Here is a 15,187-nt window from a genome sequence, read left to right as displayed (position 1 = left end):
CGTGAACAAGTTCTGCATCCTCGGAAACTCCGTCGCCACCTCGCGCAGCCGGAGCGAATCCCCGATGGCCGGCTGGGGGCAGTACCTCCACGAGTTCCTGGGGCCCGGCTACGAGGTCAAGAACTACGCGCGCGACGCGATGACCCTGCGCGGCTACTTCACCGACCGCTTCGTGAAGCTGCTGAACAGCCTGGAACCCGGCGACTTCGTGGCGATCGACTTCGGGGCCGTCGAGCAGCGCGTCAACGTACCTCTCCGCTACCACGGCCCGCGTGAGTTCAAGGAGTATCTGCGTCTCTACGTGGAGGCCATCCGCGGCGAAGGGGCGACACCGGTCGTGGTCACCCCCGCCGCGCGCTGCGTCTTCGACGTCCACGGGAACGTGGTGGACACGCACGACGGATATCCGCAGTACGCGCGGGACGCGGCCGCGGAGACCGGGGCGGGGGTCGTCGACCTCAATCTGCTCACCACCCGGATGCTGGAGCAGGTCGGCTGCACGAGGGCGAGGGGCCTGTTCCGGTGGGAGGACGCCGGGGCGCATCCCAACCACCCCGAAGGGATCATCGACTCGACCCACTTCAACGAGCCGGGCGCCCGGGAGGTGGCCAGACTGTTCGCCACGGCCCTCCAGTCCGTTCCGGGCACCCCGCAGGGCCTCGTCGACCCCCAGAGCCTGGTACCAGGCGACTTTCCGCCGGTGCTGCCCGAGTTCACGGTGCAGCACCCCGAGTCCGCACTGGTCGGCCCGCCCCACTCCGGAAGGCCTCCCGTCGTGGTCTCGCCGGTGCACGGGCAGACGGTGAGCGGGCAGCTGAAGTTCACGGGCACGGCAGACCCGGGCACCACGTATCTGCTGTTCTTCACCGGCGCCGGCGAGTACATCGGCGGCACTTCGGTCAACGCGGAGGGCCGGTGGATGTGGCGGCGCGTCGTGGCGTGGCCCGCAGGTGAGCACGTCCTGCAGGCCGTCGGGCTCGACGATCGAGGCGTGTCGCCGGCGGCCGCCGTGGGCTTCACCGTCGCCGACCACGTGGAGGCGCCTGCCGTCCTCGGCCCACGCGAGGGTGCGTGGAGCGGCCCCCGGCCGAGGTTCTCCGGCACGGCCGCGCGAGGCGTGAGCAAGGTGATGGTCCTGGAAGGCGGGCGGTTGATCGCGGAGACCCGCGTCAAGGAGGACGGCACCTGGAGTGTGAAGCACCCGCACGACTGGAAGCCCGGTGTGCACCGGGTCGAGTTCGTCTCGGTCTTCAGCGCGCTCCGTTCGAGCCCGACCGTGCTCACCCTCAAGATCCACGGAATCCCGGACGGCAGCTGGCTGAGCGCCTCCACCCGCGCCCGGGAGACCTGCGGGAGCGCGTGCGAGCACCTTCCGCACGAACCCGCCTGGTGAACACCCGCCGGTGAGCCCCGGGCCACGGACCCGGGAACGCCTCCGCCCCGGCGCCGCTGACGCGGTGCCGGGGCGGAGGTCCGTGTGCGCGTTACGCCGGGACGCTCGCCACGCCCGGTGCCAGGAACGGCTTGCCGTTCACCCGCTGGGAGACGCCCTCGCGGTCCAGGTACGGCGTGATGCCGCCCAGGTGGAAGGGCCAGCCGGCGCCCGTGATCAGGCAGAGGTCGATGTCCTGGGCCTCGGCCACGACACCCTCCTCGAGCATCAGGCCGATCTCCTGCGCGACGGCGTCCAGGACGCGGTCGCGGACCTGCTCCTCCGTCAGGACGGTGTCGCCCTGCTTCAGCAGCGCGGCGACCTCCGGGTCCAGCTCCGGCTTGCCGGAGTCGTAGACGTAGAAGCCGCGCTTGCCGGCCTTGACGACCGCGGCCAGGTTCTCGGAGACCTTGAAGCGCTCCGGGAAGGCGCGGTTCAGGGTCTCGGAGACGTGCAGGCCGATGGCCGGACCGACGAGCTCCAGCAGGACCAGCGGCGACATCGGCAGGCCGAGCGGCTCGATGGCCTTCTCGGCGGTGGCCACCGGGGTGCCCTCGTCGATGACGTTCTGGATCTCGCCCATGAAGCGGGTCAGGATGCGGTTCACGACGAACGCCGGGGCGTCCTTGGTGAGCACCGCGGTCTTCTTCAGCTTCTTCGCGACACCGAACGCGGTGGCCAGCGAAGCGTCGTCCGTCTTCTCGCCGCGGACGATCTCCAGCAGCGGCAGGACCGCGACCGGGTTGAAGAAGTGGAAGCCGACGACCCGCTCGGGGTGCTTCAGCTGCGACGCCATCTCGGAGACCGACAGCGACGAGGTGTTGGTGGCGAGGATCGCGTGCGCCGGGGCGACCGCCTCGACCTCCGCGAACACCTTCTGCTTGACCGACATCTCCTCGAACACGGCCTCGATGACGAAGTCCGCGTCCGCGAAGCCCTCGGCCTTGTCGAGCACACCGGTCACCAGGGCCTTGAGGCGGTTGGCCTTGTCCTGGTTGATGCGGCCCTTGCCGAGCAGCTTCTCGATCTCGGCGTGGACGTAGCCCACGCCCTTGTCGATGCGCTCCTGGTCGATGTCGGTCAGCACGACCGGCACCTCGAGGCGGCGCAGGAAGAGCAGAGCGAGCTGCGAGGCCATCAGGCCGGCGCCGACGACGCCGACCTTGGTGACCGGGCGGGCCAGGCTCTTGTCCGGCGCGCCGGCCGGGCGCTTGCCGCGCTTCTGCACCAGGTTGAAGGCGTAGATGCCGGAGCGCAGTTCGCCGCCCATGATGAGGTCGGCCAGGGCCTGGTCCTCGGCGTCGAAGCCCTTCTGCAGGTCGCCGTCCTTGGACACCTCGATGATGTCCAGGGCGCGGTACGCGGCCGGGGCAGCGCCGTGCACCTTGGAGTCGGCGACGAACCGGCCCTTGGCGACGGCCTGGTCCCAGGCCTCGCCGCGGTCGACCTCAAGGCGCTCGACGGCGATCTCGCCCTTGAGGACGGACGCCGTCCAGAGCAGGGACTGCTCCAGGAAGTCGGCGCCCTCGAAGATCGCGTCGGCGATGCCGAGCTCGTAGACCTGGGTGCCCTTGAGCTGCTTGTTCTGGCTGAGCGAGTTCTCGATGATGACCGAGACCGCGCGCTCCGCGCCGATCAGGTTCGGCAGGATCGTGCAGCCGCCCCAGCCGGGGACGAGACCGAGGAAGACCTCGGGCAGCGAGAAGGCCGGGATCGCCTTCGAGACGGTGCGGTACGAGCAGTGCAGACCGACCTCGACGCCGCCGCCCATGGCCGCGCCGTTGTAGTAGGCGAAGGTCGGGACCGCGAGGGCGGAGAGACGCTTGAAGACGTCGTGGCCGCCCTTGCCGATGGCCAGCGCGTCGGAGTGCTGCCCCAGCAGCTCCACGCCCTTGAGGTCGGCGCCGACGGCGAAGATGAACGGCTTGCCGGTGATGCCGACGCCGACGATGTCGCCGTTCGCCGCCTCCGCCTCGACCTGGTCGATCGCGGTGTCCAGGTTCGCGAGGGACTGCGGGCCGAAGGTGGTCGGCTTGGTGTGGTCCAGGCCGTTGTCCAGCGTGATGAGCGCGAAGCGCCCGGCGCCGGGGAGGTCGAGGTGGCGGACGTGCGCCTGCGTGACGACCTCGTCGGGGAACAGCTCTGCCGCGCCCTTCAGGAGTTCAGCGGTGGTGGTCACTTGTCGCCTCCGGCGTCCTTGTGGTGCGGGTTCTCCCAGATGACCGTGGCGCCCATGCCGAAGCCGACGCACATCGTCGTGAGGCCGTAGCGGACCTCCGGCTGCTCCTCGAACTGACGGGCCAGCTGGGTCATCAGACGCACACCGGACGAGGCCAGCGGGTGGCCGTACGCGATCGCGCCGCCGTACTGGTTGACGCGGGCGTCGTCGTCGGCGATGCCGTAGTGCTCGAGGAACGCCAGCACCTGGACGGCGAAGGCCTCGTTGATCTCGAAGAGGTTGATGTCCTCGATCGACAGGCCGGCCTTGGCGAGGGCCTTCTCGGTCGCGGGGATCGGGCCGTAGCCCATGACCTCCGGCTCGACACCGGCGAAGGCGTACGAGACGAGGCGCATCCTGACCGGGAGGTCGTTCTCGCGGGCGAACTCCTCGGACGCGATGATCGAGGCGGTTGCGCCGTCGTTCAGGCCCGCGGCGTTGCCGGCGGTGACGCGGCCGTGGACGCGGAACGGCGTCTTCAGGCCCGCGAGGGACTCGAGCGTGGTGCCCGGGCGCATCGGCTCGTCGGCGGTGACCAGGCCCCAGCCGGTCTCGCCGGCCTCCGGGTTGGTGCGGCGGACGGAGACCGGCACCAGGTCCTGCTGGATCTTGCCGTTGGCGTACGCCTTGGCGGCCTTCTCCTGCGAACGCACGGCGTACTCGTCGGCGCGCTGCTTGGTGATCTGCGGGTACCGGTCGTGCAGGTTCTCCGCGGTCATGCCCATGAAGAGGGCGGACTCGTCGACGAGCTTCTCGCTGACGAAGCGCGGGTTCGGGTCGACGCCCTCGCCCATGGGGTGACGGCCCATGTGCTCGACACCACCGGCGATGACGGCGTCGTACGCGCCGAACGCGATGGAACCGGCGACGCTCGTCACGGCGGTGAGCGCACCGGCGCACATCCGGTCGATGGAGTAGCCGGGCACGGACTGCGGCAGACCGGCGAGGATGCCGGCGGTACGGCCGAGGGTCAGACCCTGGTCACCGATCTGCGTGGTCGCGGCGATGGCGACCTCGTCGATCTTCGCGGGGTCGAGGGCCGGGTTGCGGCGCAGCAGCTCCCGGATGGCCTTCACGACAAGATCGTCGGCGCGGGTCTCGTGGTAGATGCCCTTCGGGCCCGCCTTGCCGAACGGGGTGCGGACGCCGTCGACGAAGACGACGTCCCTGACGGTACGAGGCACGATGGCTCTCCTCCAGGGTGCGGGGTTGCACTGCTGCGGGCGCACGGCTGAGCGTGCGCTTGCTCGCCCCATGCTACTTGTGGGTAACCAGGCTGCCCACCCCCTGGGCCGGGAGCGGTGAAGGTCACACGTCGCAGGCGGCTGCGCGGAGCCCTTCCCCGTCCCGGCCAGGCGCGAAACGCTCCGTCCGGCGGCCGCTCAGTCCGTCGGCGTCACGAACTCCGGCTGGTCCAGCACCCGCAGCCAGCTCCCGTCCGGCTGGCGGCGGGCGACCTGTGCCCGGGCCCCGGCCCCGTCCGACGGGGGCGTGGACGTCAGCGCGAGGTCTCCGCTGATCAGCGTCGGCAGCGGCGTCTCCGGGCGGAAGGTGGGGGCGTTCGCCAGCACCTTCTCCCACAGCGCCCTGATCGCCTCACGGCCCACCGTCCGCCGGCCCGGCGGGTAGGCCAGGACCGCGTCCTCTTCGTACAGGGCGGCCACCCCGGCCGCGTCGCCCGCGTTGGACCGCTCGACGAAGAGGCGGGTGATGTCCTCGGGGCGCAGGGCCTTCTCGTACTCCGTCATCGCTACCTCCAGCTGCTCCGGCTTCGGTCCTTCAACGATCGGCCCCGGGTGATCAGAAGTCCAACAGATGGTTCTGATCGGAGCTAGCATTTCTGGTTATGGAACTGAGGCAGCTCGCGTACTTCGTGGCGGTCGCCGAGGAGCGGAACTTCACCCGTGCCGCCGCACGCCTGCACATCAGCCAGTCCGGCGTCAGCGCCCAGATCCGCCGCCTGGAGAGCGAGGTCGGCGCGGAGCTGTTCGACCGGACGGCCCGCAGCGTGACGCTCACCCCGGCCGGGGAGGCGGCACTCGGGCACGCACGGGCGGCCCTCGCCGCGGCCGGGGCCGTCGGCCGGTCGGTGGGGGAGCTGACCGGCCTGATCCGGGGCCGGCTGACGGTCGGCATGGTCGCGGGGTGCACCGTCACGCCGTTCTTCGACGGACTCGCCGCCTTCCACCGGGCGCACCCGGGCGTGGAACTGCGTCTGCTGGAGGACAACTCCGACCGGCTGATCGAGGCCGTACGCACGGGCGGCGTCGACCTGGCGCTCGTCGGGACCGCGGCCTTGGAGCTCGAGGGTCTCGACACATGGACGGTGATCAGTGAACGGCTCGTCGTCGCCGTTCCCCACGACCACGCCCTCGCGCGGTGCCGCCGTGTCACTCTGCGGGAGGCCGCGGCCCACCCGCTCGTCTGCATGCCCCCGGGCACCGGACTGCGCACGGTGCTCGACGGCGTCTGCGCCGAGCAGGGCGTCGAACCGCGGATCGCGCTCCAGGCGGGCGCCGCGGAGGCCGTCGCGGCGCTCGCCCGGCGCGGCCTCGGTGTCGCGGTGCTGAGCGAGTCCATGGCCGCCGCGTGTCAGGACGGGCTGACCGTCCGCCTCATCGACGACGTCCGCGCACCCGCGCTGCTCGCCCTGGTCCGGCGGCGGACGGGCGACCCCGCGGTACGGGCGCTGAGCGTCCACTGCCGCGGGGCCTTCACCGGGGCCGCGGGCCCCGTCGCCGTGGACGCGCCTGCTACGCCGGGCGGGCCGTGAGCGCCGCGGCCAGCAGGGGCGCGACGAGCTCCCGCTGCCACGGACGCGCGCCGAGGGACTCCAGCACGTCGGCCACCGACGTGAGCGTGACCGTCGCGGGCGGCTCCCAGCACACCCGCCGCACGGTGTCCGGCGTGATCAGGTTCTCCTGCGGCATGTTCAGCTGCTCCGCCAGCGCGGAGACCGCCGCGCGCGCGGCGGACAGGCGGGCCGCGGCGGCCGGGTCCTTGTCGGCCCACGACCGGGGCGGCGGCGGACCGTTCAGCGGCTGGCCGGGCTGCGGGAGTTCGGAGTCGGGCAGGGCCTTGGCCCGGTCGACCGCGGCCTGCCACTGCTCGAGCTGACGCCGGCCCATCCGGTGCCCGAAGCCGGGCAGCGCGGTGAGGGCGTGCACGTTCGCCGGCAGGGCGAGCGCGGCCTCAACGATCGCGGCGTCGCCGAGCACCTTGCCGGGGGACACGTCCCGGCGCTGGGCGACCCGGTCGCGCACGGTCCACATCTCCCGTACGACCGCCATCTGGCGGCGGCGGCGCACCTTGTGCATCCCCGACGTACGCCGCCAGGGGTCACGGCGCGGCGGCGGGGGCGGGGCGGAGGCGATCGCGTCGAACTCCTGGTGGGCCCAGTCGAGCTTGCCCTGCCGGTCCAGTTCCTTCTCCAGCGCGTCGCGCAGGTCGACCAGCAGCTCCACGTCGAGCGCCGCGTAGCGCAGCCACGGCTCGGGCAGCGGGCGGGTGGACCAGTCGACGGCGGAGTGGCCCTTCTCCAGGGCGTAGCCGAGCACGCTCTCGACCATCGCGCCGAGGCCGACCCGGGGGAAGCCGCCGAGCCGCCCGGCCAGCTCCGTGTCGAAGATCCGCGCCGGGACCATGCCTATTTCACGCAGGCAGGGAAGGTCCTGCGTGGCGGCGTGCAGGATCCACTCGGTGTCGGCGAGCGCGTCGCCGAGCGCGGAAAGGTCGGGACAGCCGACGGGATCGACGAGCGCGGTGCCGGCGCCCTCGCGGCGCAGCTGCACGAGGTACGCGCGCTGTCCGTAGCGGTAGCCGGACGCGCGCTCCGCGTCGACGGCCACGGGGCCGGTGCCGGCCGCGAACGCGGCGATCACCTCGGCCAGGGCGTCCTCGTCGGCGACCACCGGGGGAATGCCCTCACGGGGCTCCAGCAACGGGATCGGCAGCCCTGCGGCAGGGACCTCGTCGTCCGAGGGAGCGCCCCCGGTGGTATGCAGTGTCGTCTCTGCTGCGGTCTCTTGGGCGTCGGTCACGTGTCAAGGGTATCTGTGAACGGAACGCGCCCGTCGACGGAACGTTCCGTCGACGGGCGCGAAAAGAATACGAAGCGGTCAGTGGATGATTCCGGTGCGCAGTGCCACGGCCACCATTCCGGCACGGTCACCCGTGCCCAGCTTGCGGGCGATGCGGGCGAGGTGGCTCTTGACGGTCAGCGCGGACAGGCCCATGGAGACGCCGATGGCCTTGTTGGACTGGCCTTCCGCGACGAGGCGCAGGACCTCGACCTCGCGGCCGGACAGTTCGCGGTAGCCGCCCGGGTGGCTCGGGGCACCCGGGGGGCGGCGGTGCATACGGTTCGCCGCGGCGCCGATGGGGGCGGCGCCGGGACGGGTCGGGTGGCCGATGTTGGTTCGGGTACCGGTGACGACATAACCCTTGACACCGCCGGCCAGGGCGTTGCGCACGGCGCCGATGTCGTCGGCGGCGGACAGGGCCAGGCCGTTGGGCCAGCCCGCCGCACGGGTTTCGGACAGGAGGGTCAGCCCGGAACCGTCGGGCAGATGGACGTCGGCAACGCAGATGTCGCGCGGGTTGCCGACGCGGGGACGTGCCTCCGCGATGGACGACGCCTCGATGACGTCACGGACCCCGAGTGCCCACAGGTGGCGGGTGACGGTGGAACGGACGCGCGGGTCGGCCACGACGACCATGGCCGTCGGCTTGTTCGGGCGGTAGGCGACCAGGCTTGCGGGCTGCTCGAGAAGAACGGACACCAGGCCTCCTGGAAAGGTGCGGGACGGAGCCGGCTCGGGGGGTGAAGCCGGGGCGAACCGTGCAGTTGGGTCATTGACCTCTTCGGCACCGAACCCGTCCGCCTTTAGAGAATGATCACGATTTGGTGAGTAATAATCGGGGCAATTCGGACAGGCGATCGATCATCCTACGAGCGAACCGTTCAGGCGCGTGATTCACGGGCGACGCGAAGCCCGCTGTTTCCTGCGCACGGCCGCGCCCAGTTTCCCCGGCGCCGGCCCGGTGTCCGCCCCCGCCGGCCCCCGCCGGGTCAGGTCTGCTGGGGGCCGCGGCGCTGCGGAAGGGTGACCACGCCCGTCGCGTTGTCCGCCGGGCCGACCGGCGACGGCGGCAGTCCGGCGATCTGGCAGAGCAGATCGCACCAGGCGGCGAGATGTGCGGCGGTGTCCGGGGCCCCGCCCGGACCCTCACGGGGCGTCCATGACGCACGGATCTCGATCTGGGTCGCGGGACGCCGGTCGGAGAGTCCTCCGAAATAGTGAGAACCCGCACGGGTGACGGTGCCGCTCGGTACCCCGTACGACAGCCCGCGCGCCTCCAGTGCCCCCGTCAGCCAGGACCAGCACACCTCCGGCAGCAGCGGGTCGGCGGCCATCTCCGGCTCCAGCTCGGCACGCACCAGCGTCACCATCCGGAACGTGCCGTTCCAGGCGTCGTGGCCGGCCGGCTCGTGCAGCAGCACCAGACGGCCGTCCGCGAGATCGTCCTCGCCGTCGACGACCGCCGCCTCCAGCGCGTACGAGTGCGGGGCGAGCCGCTGCGGAGGCCGGGTCGGTTCGACCTCGATCTCCGGCCGCAACCGTGCCGACCGAAGCGCCTCCACCGCATGACGGAACACGGGCGGAACAGCACCCGCGCCGGTATCCGGGTCACTGCTCGGTTCGGGGTTCCCCTTCTCGTCAGCGCTTTTGGAATGATCGGAAAAATGTCCCTGAGCCGCAGCCATGCGGGGAAGAGTAGGCGGAACGGGGGCTTCGCGCAGGGAGGGACACCCGGGCCGGGGCGGGCACTTCCCGCGCACATGCGAAGATTCAGTGCGTGAGCGCCAACAACCGCCCCCCGGGCCACCTGAAGACCTATGACTCCGCGTTCCTGAAGGCGTGCCGCCGCGAACCGGTGCCGCACACGCCCGTGTGGTTCATGCGTCAGGCGGGCCGCTCACTGCCGGAGTACCTGAAGGTCCGCGAGGGCATCCCGATGCTCGAGTCCTGCATGCGGCCCGAGCTCGTCACGGAGATCACCCTGCAGCCGGTCCGGCGGCACAAGGTCGACGCGGCGATCTTCTTCAGCGACATCGTGGTGCCGCTCAAGGCGATCGGCATCGACCTCGACATCAAGCCGGGCGTCGGACCTGTGGTCGCCGAGCCGATCCGTACGCGCGCCGATCTCGCCCGGCTGCGCGACCTGACGCCGGACGACGTCCGGTACGTCACCGAGGCCATGGGGATGCTCACCGACGAGCTCGGCCCGACCCCGCTCATCGGCTTCGCCGGCGCGCCCTTCACCCTCGCCAGCTACCTCGTCGAGGGCGGCCCCTCGCGCAACCACGAGAACACCAAGGCCCTGATGTACGGCGACCCGCAGCTGTGGGCCGACCTGCTGGACCGCCTCGCGGAGATCACCTCCGCCTTCCTGAAGGTCCAGATCGAGGCCGGCGCCTCCGCCGTGCAGCTCTTCGACTCGTGGGTGGGCGCGCTGGCTCCCGCCGACTACCGGCGCTCGGTGATGCCGGCGTCGGAGAAGGTCTTCGAGGCCGTCGCCTCCTACGGCGTCCCGCGCATCCACTTCGGCGTGGGCACGGGCGAGCTGCTCGGTCTCATGGGCGAGGCGGGCGCGGACGTCGTCGGCGTCGACTGGCGCGTCCCGCTGGACGAGGCCGCGCGCCGGGTCGGCCCCGGCAAGGCGCTCCAGGGCAACCTGGACCCGGCGGTGCTCTTCTCCTCGCGGGAGGCGGTCGAGTCGAAGACCCGTGAGGTGCTGGACGCGGCGGCGGGGCTGGAGGGTCATGTCTTCAACCTCGGCCACGGCGTGCTGCCGACGACGGACCCGGACGCGCTGACGCGGCTGGTGGCGTACGTGCACGAGCAGACCGCGCGCTGAGACAGCCCGGACACGCGGCTCGCCGCGGTGCCGGCCGGCACCGCGGCGAGCCTTCGGCTCAGAAGGGGAATTCGCAGTTCTCGGGGTCGTTGCCGGAGGCCACGACGCAGTAGTCGAATCCGCCGTCCCCGTCGACGAGGCCGGCGTTGGCCCCGGTCCGGAGGAAGTCGTTCCCGGTGCCGCCGAGGACGTCGCCGGTGGTCGTCACGCCGCCCACGGTGACGTAGTCGTCGCCCTCGTTGCCGGCGACGACGCCGCTGACGGAGGCGGTCGAGGAGACGGTGACACGGTCGCTGCCGGCTCCGCCGTTCACGGTGCCCGCGACCGGGCCCGTGATGGTGATGATGTCGCTGCCGCCGAGGCCGTTGACCGTGTCACCGGCGTCGACCGCGCCGCAGCGGATGGAGTCGCTGCCGGCGGTGCCGTTCACGGTCGTGCCCGTGACGGTCCTGCCGTTGACGGTGCACGTGGTCACGGCGTGGGCGGGGGTGCTTATCGCGAGAGGCGCGATGACGAGTGAGGCGGCGCAGAGCGCTCGCGCTGTGTGTCGGATCATGCCCCCAGCTACACACGGTGATGCATTTGGCGCAATTCATCACTCTGGGTAAATGGGGCTGTTCGGACGCCCCGCGAGGGCGCCCCCGCCCACCACCGTCTACGCTCCCGCCCGCACCGCCGCCGACGCCTTGCGGGCCGCGACCAGGACCGGGTCCCAGACAGGGGAGAACGGCGGGGCGTAGCCCAGGTCCAGCGCCGTCATCTGTTCGACGGTCATGCCGGCCGTCAGTGCCACCGCCGCGACGTCCACGCGCTTGCCCGCGCCCTCACGGCCGACGATCTGGACGCCCAGCAATCGGCCCGTGCGGCGTTCCGCCAGCATCTTGACCGTCATGGCGGCAGCGCCGGGGAAGTAGCCCGCGCGGCTCGTCGACTCGATCGTCGCCGTCACGTACTGGAGGCCCACCGCCCGCGCGTCCTTCTCGCGCAGGCCCGTGCGGGCGATCTCCAGGTCGCAGACCTTGCTCACCGCGGTGCCGACGACGCCTGGGAACGTGCCGTAGCCGCCGCCCACGTTCGCTCCGATGACCTGGCCGTGCTTGTTGGCGTGCGTACCGAGCGGGACGTGGCGTTCGCGGCCGGACACGAGGTCGAGGACCTCGACGCAGTCGCCGCCGGCCCAGATGTTCTCGTGGCCGCGTACCCGCATCGACAGGTCCGTGAGGAGCCCGCCGTGGTGGCCCAGCGGGAGGCCGGCGGCCCGGGCGAGGGTGGTCTCCGGCTCGACGCCGATACCGAGGACCACGATGTCCGCCGGGTGCTCGGCACTGTCGGTGGCGACGGCCCGGACCCGGCCGTCGTCGCCGGTGAGGATCTTGGTGACGGCCGTTCGGGAGACCGTGGTGATGCCCATGCCGGACATCGCCTCGTGGACCAGCCGGCCCATGTCGGGGTCGAGCGTCGCCATCGGCTGCTCGCCGCGGTCGACGAGGGTGACCTCGAAGCCGTGCTTGAGGAGCGCCTCCGCCATCTCGACGCCGATGTACCCGGCGCCGACGACGACCGCCCGCCGGCCCTCGGTGCGGGAAAGGCTGTCCAGCAGCGCCTGGCCGTCGTCGAGGGTCTGCACGCCGTGGACGCCGGGCGCGCCGATGCCGGGCAGGTCGGGGCGCACCGGACGGGCACCGGTGGCGACGACCAGCTTGTCGTAACCGGTCCAGGACTCCGCGCCGCTCTCCAGGTCGCGCGAGCGCACCCGCCCTCCGGCGACGTCGATCTCCGTGACCTCGGTGCGCATCCGCAGGTCGATGGCGCGCTCCCGGTGCTCCTTCGGGGTACGGGCGACGAGTTCGGCGCGGTCCGTCACGTCGCCGCTCACCCAGTACGGGATGCCGCACGCCGAGTACGAGCTGAAGTGACCGCGCTCGAACGCGACGATCTCCAGCTCGTCCGGGCCCTTCATCCTGCGTGCCTGCGATGCGGCGGACATGCCCGCCGCATCGCCCCCGATGACCACCAGCCGCTCAGTCGCTCCCATGGGGAACACGCTACGGGGAAGGGCGCTTTCAGTCCCGCGTGCCCCCAGGAGCGGCCGGAGGGGTGGTCCGGGCGGCTGCCGGTGCGGCGGCGGTCGGTGCGGCCGGGGGAGCCGGGGTGCGCGCCGGCCGCTCGGGCAGGCGCGGGCGGACCAGCCACCGCCACACCGCGTACAGCACCGCGCCCAGCGCCGCGAAGGGAGCCACGGCGCCGACCGCCACCGCGATCCAGTGCAGCGTCGCGACCAGCGCGTCCCAGCCGCCGCCGAGCGCGTCGAGGAAGCCGGGGCCGTCGTCCTCCTTCGCGGTCTCCTCGGGCGTGGTCTCCGACAGCGTCAGCGTGATCGTCGCGAGCGAGGTGCGGTCCTTCAGCGTCGCCTGCTGTGCGAGCAGTGACTCCAGGTCGGCCTGACGGGTGCTCAGCTCGGCCTCGAGCGTGACGACGTCCGACAGCCTCGTCGCCCGGTCCATCAGTTCCCGCACCCGCGCGACGCTCGCCCGCTGGGTCGCGATCCGGCTCTCCACGTCCACGACCTGGCCGGTGACGTCCTTCGCGTCGGCCGTGCGGGACAACAGCTTCCCGGCTCCGGCCAGTTCGGCCAGCACCGACTCGTAACGCTCCTGCGGCACGCGCAGCACGACGTTCGACGTGACGTGCGTGTCGTCGATCCGCTCGGTGCTCTCGTTCTCCACGTGTCCGCCCGCGTTCCCCGCCGCCCTGCGGGCCGCGGCGAGCGCCTTGGTGGCGTCCTCGACCTCCACCTCGAGCGTGGCCGTGCGGATGACGTGGGTGCTCGGCGGCGCAGACGGCTTCGCGGCGCCGTCACGGTCCGCGCCGTCCTCGGCCGGCGCCCCCGCCGCCTCGTCGGCCGCCTGTCGCGACCCGGCCGCGCCCTCCGCGTCACGCGCGGCCGGTTTCGCCGCGCTCTGCGCGCCGTCGCCGGAGTCGGAACCGCCCGCGCACCCGGCGAGGCCGAGTGAGGCAGTGAGAAGTAGTACCGCGAACGCACGCCGTGCACGCATACCGGCCCCCCGGGGATGGTTGTGAACTTGTCGCAGGTTCGACGCCCCGGCCCCGGCGCGGGTTGCCGGTTCCGGGTCCCGAAGCGGTCACGGTCAGGACTCGGAACGGCGTTTGAGAGAGTTGGACCATGAACGTGGACACACGAGCGCGCCATGTCGTCGTCATCGGGGGCGGTATCGCCGGTCTCGCCGCCGCGCACCGGCTGCTCGCCTCCGGCGTGCGCGTCACCCTCCTCGAGGCGACCGACCGCGTCGGCGGCAAGCTGCTGTCGGGCGAGATCGAGGGCGTGCGGGTCGACCTCGGCGCCGAGTCGATGCTCGCCCGCCGCGCCGAGGGCACCGACCTCGCCCGCGCGGTCGGTCTCGGCGACCGGCTGGAGCCGCCGGCCACGGCGACCTCGGCGGTCTGGACCCGTGACGCCCTGCGGCCCATGCCGAAGGGGCATGTGATGGGCGTCCCGGGTGACGCGTCGGCGCTCGCCGGGCTGCTCTCCGCGGAGGGCCTCGCCCGAATCGAGCACGAGAAGGACCTCGCGCCGGCCGCGGTGGGCGACGACGTCGCCGTCGGCGCGTACGTCGCCGAGCGCCTCGGCCGGGAGGTCGTCGACCGGCTGGTCGAGCCGCTGCTCGGCGGCGTCTACGCGGGTGACGCCTACCGCATCTCGATGCGCGCGGCCGTCCCCCAGCTCTTCGAGGCCGCGAGGACCCATGACTCACTGCTCGAGGGCGTGCGGGACATCCAGGCGAGGGCGGCCGGGCAGCAGACCGGAGGCCCGGTCTTCATGGGGCTCGACGGCGGCATCGGCACCCTGCCGGGCGCCGTGGCCGACGCCGTACGCGCCAAGGGCGGCGACATCCGCACCGAGACGCCCGTCCTCGGCCTGACCCGCGCCGCGGACCGCTGGCAGGTCCGCACCGACGGCGGGACGCTCGACGCCGACGCCGTGGTGCTCGCCACGCCCGCCTGGTCCGCGTCCGCGCTGCTGGCCTCCGTGTCGCCGGCCGCCGCGGCCGAGCTCGGCCGTGTCGAATACGCCTCGATGGCGCTGGTCACCATGGCGTTCCGGCGCGCCGACGTGGCGGGGATGCCGGCAGGCAGCGGATTCCTCGTCCCGCCGGTGGACGGGCACACCATCAAGGCCTCCACCTTCTCCTCCAACAAGTGGGGCTGGGTCGCCCGGAGCGCGGGGGACCTGTTCGTGCTGCGCACCTCCGTCGGCCGCTACGGCGAGGAGCAGGCCCTCGAACGCGAGGACGCCGAGCTCGTCGACGTCTCCCTGACCGACCTCCGCGCCGCCGTGGGGCTCACCGCCCGCCCGGTCGCCGCCGAGGTCACCCGGTGGACCGGCGGCCTGCCCCAGTACCCCGTGGGGCACCTCGACCGGGTCGCCCGCATCCGCGAGGAGGTCGCCGGGCTGCCGGGGCTGCGGCTGTGCGGCGCGGTGTACGAAGGCGTCGGGATCCCGGCCTGCGTCGCGAGCGGACAGCGCGCCGCGGACGAGATTCTCGCCACGCCGACCCTGGCGCGGGGCACCGATCGTGAGGCGGGACAATAGCCGT

13 protein-coding genes are annotated in these 15,187 nt (G+C 72.3%); 4 read left to right on the top strand and 9 right to left on the bottom strand.

Translation table 11 applies throughout. The annotated features are described in order from the left end of the window. The first annotated feature begins 1 nt into the window (after nt 1). The gene (locus tag SPRI_RS08775; RefSeq protein ID WP_005310519.1) at nt 2–1,393 is read left to right on the top strand and encodes a hypothetical protein; all 1,392 of its coding nucleotides are present in this window, start codon (nt 2–4) and stop codon (nt 1,391–1,393) included. A gap of 91 nt (nt 1,394–1,484) precedes the next feature. Here SPRI_RS08775 and SPRI_RS08770 read toward each other — a convergent pair whose 3' ends face one another. From SPRI_RS08770 to SPRI_RS08760, 3 genes are all read right to left on the bottom strand, one after another. Further along, the gene (locus tag SPRI_RS08770; protein ID WP_005310518.1) at nt 1,485–3,611 is read right to left on the bottom strand and encodes a 3-hydroxyacyl-CoA dehydrogenase NAD-binding domain-containing protein; all 2,127 of its coding nucleotides are present in this window, start codon (nt 3,609–3,611) and stop codon (nt 1,485–1,487) included. Further along, a complete protein-coding gene (locus tag SPRI_RS08765; RefSeq protein ID WP_005310517.1) occupies nt 3,608–4,834 on the bottom strand; it encodes a thiolase family protein in 1,227 nt (408 codons plus the stop codon). The genes SPRI_RS08770 and SPRI_RS08765 overlap by 4 nt, the downstream gene beginning before the upstream one ends. Before the next feature lie 198 nt (nt 4,835–5,032). Further along, a complete protein-coding gene (locus SPRI_RS08760; RefSeq protein ID WP_005310516.1) occupies nt 5,033–5,398 on the bottom strand; it encodes a YybH family protein in 366 nt (121 codons plus the stop codon). A 98-nt stretch (nt 5,399–5,496) separates the two neighbouring features. Between SPRI_RS08760 and SPRI_RS08755 the strand changes: the two genes are divergently transcribed. Next, nucleotides 5,497–6,423, top strand: a complete 927-nt coding sequence (locus SPRI_RS08755; RefSeq protein ID WP_005310515.1) for a LysR family transcriptional regulator — start codon at nt 5,497–5,499, stop codon at nt 6,421–6,423. Here SPRI_RS08755 and SPRI_RS08750 read toward each other — a convergent pair. From SPRI_RS08750 to SPRI_RS08740, 3 genes are all read right to left on the bottom strand, one after another. After that, nucleotides 6,404–7,690: an HRDC domain-containing protein gene (locus tag SPRI_RS08750; protein ID WP_005310514.1), complete on the bottom strand. Its 1,287-nt coding sequence runs from the start codon at nt 7,688–7,690 to the stop codon at nt 6,404–6,406. The two genes, SPRI_RS08755 and SPRI_RS08750, sit on opposite strands and share 20 nt — an antisense overlap. Nucleotides 7,691–7,768: 78 nt before the next feature. Beyond that, nucleotides 7,769–8,431, bottom strand: coding sequence for a helix-turn-helix transcriptional regulator (locus SPRI_RS08745; RefSeq protein ID WP_005310513.1), 663 nt, complete (start codon nt 8,429–8,431; stop codon nt 7,769–7,771). Between the two features lie 290 nt (nt 8,432–8,721). Then, complete coding sequence (locus tag SPRI_RS08740; RefSeq protein ID WP_005310511.1) at nt 8,722–9,417, bottom strand: DUF3000 domain-containing protein; 696 nt, start codon at nt 9,415–9,417, stop codon at nt 8,722–8,724. A 92-nt stretch (nt 9,418–9,509) separates the two neighbouring features. Here SPRI_RS08740 and hemE point away from each other — a divergent pair, with 92 nt between their 5' ends. After that, entirely contained in the window at nt 9,510–10,571 is a 1,062-nt protein-coding gene (hemE, locus tag SPRI_RS08735) for a uroporphyrinogen decarboxylase (protein WP_005310509.1), read from the top strand. A 58-nt stretch (nt 10,572–10,629) separates the two neighbouring features. Here hemE and SPRI_RS08730 read toward each other — a convergent pair whose 3' ends face one another. The 3 genes from SPRI_RS08730 to SPRI_RS08720 form a co-directional block, all read right to left on the bottom strand. Continuing rightward, on the bottom strand, nt 10,630–11,127 hold the full coding sequence (locus SPRI_RS08730) for a hypothetical protein (RefSeq protein WP_005310507.1): 498 nt from the start codon (nt 11,125–11,127) through the stop codon (nt 10,630–10,632). Between the two features lie 99 nt (nt 11,128–11,226). Further along, a complete protein-coding gene (locus SPRI_RS08725; protein ID WP_037773494.1) occupies nt 11,227–12,606 on the bottom strand; it encodes an FAD-dependent oxidoreductase in 1,380 nt (459 codons plus the stop codon). A gap of 28 nt (nt 12,607–12,634) precedes the next feature. Next, the gene (locus SPRI_RS08720; RefSeq protein ID WP_053556830.1) at nt 12,635–13,627 is read right to left on the bottom strand and encodes a DUF4349 domain-containing protein; all 993 of its coding nucleotides are present in this window, start codon (nt 13,625–13,627) and stop codon (nt 12,635–12,637) included. A gap of 128 nt (nt 13,628–13,755) precedes the next feature. Here SPRI_RS08720 and hemG point away from each other — a divergent pair, with 128 nt between their 5' ends. After that, complete coding sequence (gene hemG, locus SPRI_RS08715) at nt 13,756–15,183, top strand: protoporphyrinogen oxidase (protein WP_053556829.1); 1,428 nt, start codon at nt 13,756–13,758, stop codon at nt 15,181–15,183. Nucleotides 15,184–15,187: the final 4 nt, after the last annotated feature.

The sequence above is a fragment of the Streptomyces pristinaespiralis genome, from assembly GCF_001278075.1.
Lineage (GTDB): Bacteria > Actinomycetota > Actinomycetes > Streptomycetales > Streptomycetaceae > Streptomyces > Streptomyces pristinaespiralis.
Note: the sequence above shows the minus strand (reverse complement) of the source record. Positions and strands in the feature narration are given on the sequence as shown.

What these genes read in the sequence shown, in the direction of transcription:
- SPRI_RS08760 (WP_005310516.1), bottom strand. Translation starts at nt 5,398, where the DNA reads ATGACGGAGTACGAGAAGGCCCTGCGCCCCGAGGACATCACCCGCCTC.
- SPRI_RS08755 (WP_005310515.1), top strand. Translation starts at nt 5,497, where the DNA reads ATGGAACTGAGGCAGCTCGCGTACTTCGTGGCGGTCGCCGAGGAGCGG.
- SPRI_RS08740 (WP_005310511.1), bottom strand. Translation starts at nt 9,417, where the DNA reads ATGGCTGCGGCTCAGGGACATTTTTCCGATCATTCCAAAAGCGCTGAC.
- SPRI_RS08730 (WP_005310507.1), bottom strand. Translation starts at nt 11,127, where the DNA reads ATGATCCGACACACAGCGCGAGCGCTCTGCGCCGCCTCACTCGTCATC.
- SPRI_RS08725 (WP_037773494.1), bottom strand. Translation starts at nt 12,606, where the DNA reads ATGGGAGCGACTGAGCGGCTGGTGGTCATCGGGGGCGATGCGGCGGGC.
- SPRI_RS08720 (WP_053556830.1), bottom strand. Translation starts at nt 13,627, where the DNA reads ATGCGTGCACGGCGTGCGTTCGCGGTACTACTTCTCACTGCCTCACTC.
- hemG (WP_053556829.1), top strand. Translation starts at nt 13,756, where the DNA reads ATGAACGTGGACACACGAGCGCGCCATGTCGTCGTCATCGGGGGCGGT.